The organism is Streptomyces sp. NPDC060194 (genome assembly GCF_042728285.1).
GTDB lineage: Bacteria > Actinomycetota > Actinomycetes > Streptomycetales > Streptomycetaceae > Streptomyces.
In genome coordinates this window covers 1-3,282 of the sequence record NZ_JBHWZH010000270.1, presented here as the reverse complement: position 1 = coordinate 3,282, position 3,282 = coordinate 1, and the positions used below count along the sequence as shown (strand labels likewise).

4 protein-coding genes and 2 tRNA genes are annotated in these 3,282 nt (G+C 72.9%); 1 reads left to right on the top strand and 5 read right to left on the bottom strand.

From position 1 onward, the window contains the following. Window positions 1-18: 18 nt before the first annotated feature. Window positions 19-91 (bottom strand) — tRNA-Ala (locus ACFWEG_RS28730). A gap of 142 nt (window positions 92-233) precedes the next feature. Here ACFWEG_RS28730 and ACFWEG_RS28725 point away from each other — a divergent pair. Beyond that, window positions 234-1,463: a glycosyltransferase 87 family protein gene (locus ACFWEG_RS28725; protein ID WP_387220966.1), complete on the top strand. Its 1,230-nt coding sequence runs from the start codon at window positions 234-236 to the stop codon at window positions 1,461-1,463. On the opposite strand, the gene ACFWEG_RS28720 is transcribed toward ACFWEG_RS28725, so the two are convergent. From ACFWEG_RS28720 to rsfS, 4 genes are all read right to left on the bottom strand, one after another. Further along, window positions 1,432-1,665, bottom strand: coding sequence for a hypothetical protein (locus ACFWEG_RS28720; RefSeq protein WP_387220962.1), 234 nt, complete (start codon window positions 1,663-1,665; stop codon window positions 1,432-1,434). The two genes, ACFWEG_RS28725 and ACFWEG_RS28720, sit on opposite strands and share 32 nt — an antisense overlap. 216 nt (window positions 1,666-1,881) lie before the next feature. Next, window positions 1,882-1,954: transfer RNA gene (locus ACFWEG_RS28715), tRNA-Ala, on the bottom strand. Between the two features lie 107 nt (window positions 1,955-2,061). Beyond that, the gene (locus ACFWEG_RS28710) at window positions 2,062-2,730 is read right to left on the bottom strand and encodes a histidine phosphatase family protein (RefSeq protein WP_387220964.1); all 669 of its coding nucleotides are present in this window, start codon (window positions 2,728-2,730) and stop codon (window positions 2,062-2,064) included. Beyond that, window positions 2,727-3,167, bottom strand: coding sequence for a ribosome silencing factor (rsfS, locus tag ACFWEG_RS28705; protein WP_387220959.1), 441 nt, complete (start codon window positions 3,165-3,167; stop codon window positions 2,727-2,729). Before rsfS ends, ACFWEG_RS28710 begins: the two co-directional genes overlap by 4 nt. Window positions 3,168-3,282 lie beyond the last annotated feature (115 nt).

Sequence of the window (3,282 nt, the reverse complement as noted above, 5' to 3'; positions counted from 1 at the left end):
GGCGGGATCCTTGGGGTGTGGAGCTAAGGAGAATTGAACTCCTGACCTCCTGCATGCCATGCAGGCGCTCTACCAACTGAGCTATAGCCCCTTGCGCGTCTTCCGGGGTTCCCCCCGGCGACGTCGCCAACATTAACGGGCTCCCCGGCCATCCACCAAATCGTTTCCCCGTACCCCCGGGACGGTTGCCCGCCGTCTCCGGCCGACCGGTAGCGTCGGCGCTCGTGTCCGCGATCACCCACTCCGCCTCCCGGCGCGTACGGACGGCCCTCGCCCCGCCCGCCGCGCCGGCCGCCGTCGCCGTCTGCGCCCTGTCCTTCCTGGTCTTCGTCGCCGCCCAGCGGTTCGCCGAGGTGTCGATGATCGACCTGGCGGTCTACCGCGCGGAGGGCCGGGCGGTGCTGGACGGCGCCGACCTGTACGCGCTGCGGGTCGGGGACGCGGACCTGCCCATGACGTACCCGCCGTTCGCCGCGCTGCTGTTCACCCCGCTGACGCTCCTCGTCGACGGCACGATGCGCGCCGTGGCGACCGCCGCCAACCTCGGCCTGCTCGTCGCGCTGGTGCACCTGTCGCTGCGGCTTGCGGACCGCCGTCCGAACCTGTCCCTGACGCTCACCCTGAGCGCGCTCGCCGTCTGGTGCGAGCCGGTGTGGACGACGCTGCGCTACGGGCAGATCAACCTGCTGCTCGCCGTCCTGGTGCTGTGGGACCTCTCCCGCGCCGACCGCTCCCGGTGGGCGGGCGTCGGCATCGGGATCGCCGCCGCGATCAAGCTGACGCCGGCGCTCTTCGCCGTCTTCCTGCTGGTCACCGGCCTCGTCCGGCTCCGGCGCGGCGGCGACGGGCAGCCGTGGCTGCGGCGGGCGGCGGTCGCGGCGGGCGCCTTCCTGGCCGTCACCGCGGCGACCGCCGTCGTGCTCCCGGCGGACTCGCAGCGGTTCTGGACGCGGATCGTCTTCGCCGCGGGCCGGGTCGGCCACGCCGAGGAGACCGCGAACCAGTCCCTGCGGGGCGTCCTCGCCCGGCTGCTGCACACCGGCGACCCCGGGCTCTGGTGGTACGCGCTCGCCCTGCCGGCGGCCGCGGGCGGACTCGCCGTCGCGGTGACCGCGGCGCTGCGCGGCCGGCGGGCCTGGGCGGCGGCCGCCTGCGGGCTGACCGCGCTCCTGGTGAGCCCGGTGTCCTGGTCGCACCACTGGGTGTGGTGCGTGCCCGTCCTGCTGCTCCTCGGCACGGAGGCGATACGGCGGCGCACCCCCTGGGCCCGGACGGCGGCGGGCGCGACGGCGGCGGTCTTCTACGGGTACGCGCTGTGGCTGGTGCCGCACGGGGACGCGCGGCCCGAACTGGCCCAGCACGGCGGCCAGATGCTGCTCTCGGCGCTCTACCCGCTCGCCGCGGCCTGCCTGTTGGCGCTGGTGCCGGTGCTCACGCGGTCGCGAAGGAGTAGAAGCGCTTGAGCGTGCAGTGCTCGTCCAGCAGCCGCCCGTAGATCGGCTCCCCTTCGAGCTCCCGGTAGGTCTCGATGGGGTCGCCCTTTATGATCAGCGCCCTGGCGCATTCCTCGCACCAGTACTGGTAGTCGGTGTTGACCGGCTCCATGTCGCGGACGATGGGCGTGCCGCTGCCGCACCAGTCGCACTTCCGCCTGTGGGATCCCATGCGTCAGCTCCGGCCCTGGGCGCGGGCGCCGCGTACGGGACGGCCGGCCGGGCGGTCGAGGTCGTGGTTTCCGGTAGCGATGTGCAGCCCCCTTCCGGCCCGACGATTCTGCCACGGCCGCGCGACGGGGTCAGCGTGACCTCCGTACCGCTTTCGCACCCAGGGTGCGGACGCGGAAGATCCCGCCCTCGGGACGAGGACGGGATCTTCGGGACGTGGAGCTAAGGAGAATTGAACTCCTGACCTCCTGCATGCCATGCAGGCGCTCTACCAACTGAGCTATAGCCCCTCGTGTTCTTCGCGCTCCGCGCTGCGAACAAGAAGAACTCTAGCCTGCGGCCGGCGGAAAAGTGAAATCCGCTTCCGCGGCCCGCCGAAGCGGTTCCGCACCCGCCGTCAGGCGTCGTCGCCGAGCACCGGCTGGGGCAGCGAGCCGGCGTTGTGCTCCAGGAGCCGCCAGCCACGGGCGCCCTCGCCGAGGACCGACCAGCAGCAGTTGGAGAGCCCGCCGAGCCCCTCCCAGTGGTGCGCCTCCAGGCCGAGCAGCCGGCCGATGGTGGTGCGCAGGGTGCCGCCGTGGCTGGCGACGACGAGGACGCCGCCGTCGGGCAGCTTGTCGGCGTGCCGCAGCACGACGGGGGCGGCCCGGTCGGCGACCTCGGTCTCCAGCTCGCCGCCGCCGCGCCGCACGGCCTCGCCGCGCTTCCAGGCGGCGTACTGCTCGGGGTAGCGCTCGATGATCTCCTCGTGGGTGAGGCCCTGCCACTCGCCGGCGTAGGTCTCGCGCAGCCCCTCGTCGTGGGTGACGCCGAGGCCGGTCAGGGCGGCGAGCTCGCCCGCGGTGTCCACCGCGCGCCGCAGGTCGGAGGCGATGATCGCGTCCGGTCCGAGCGAGGCGAGCAGCCGGGCGGCCCGCCGGGCCTGCTCGCGGCCGGCCTCGGTCAGCTCGATGTCCGTGGTGCCCTGGAAGCGGCGCTCGACGTTCCACGCGGTCTGCCCGTGCCGCCACAGGATGATGCGGCGGTTGCGGCCGGCGGACGCGTTCTGGAAGCTCTTGGCGGTCAGTTCAGCTCACCGTCCAGGTCGGCCTCGCGGGCCAGCTGCTTCGCGTGCTCCGCGCCCTTGCCCTGGGTGGCCTTGGCGTCCTCGGGGAGATCGATCTCGGGGCAGTCCTTCCACAGGCGCTCGAGCGCGTAGAAGACCCGCTCCTCGCTGTGCTGGACGTGCACGACGATGTCCATGTAGTCGAGCAGGATCCAGCGGGCGTCGCGGTCGCCCTCGCGGCGGATCGGCTTGGCGCCGCACTCGTCGCGCAGCTTCTCCTCGATCTCGTCGACGATCGACTTGACCTGGCGGTCGTTGGGCGCGGAGGCGACGAGGAAGGCGTCCGTGATGGAGAGCACGTCGCTGACGTCGTACGCGATGACGTCGTGGGCGAGCTTGTCGGCGGCGGCCTGGGCGGCGACGCGGGTGAGCTCGAGGGAACGGTCGGTGGCAGTCACGCTTGGGCTTTCGGTCGGTGGTCGGGTGTCCCCCAAGGATCGCACGGACCGCCGAGCCGCCCACCCGGGCGAGCGGCGGACTCACCCGCGTCCTGAGCGGGAGACGCCGCAGCAC

Excerpts from the sequence above, each read along its gene's own strand:
- ACFWEG_RS28720 (WP_387220962.1), bottom strand. The coding sequence starts at position 1,665 with ATGGGATCCCACAGGCGGAAGTGCGACTGGTGCGGCAGCGGCACGCCC.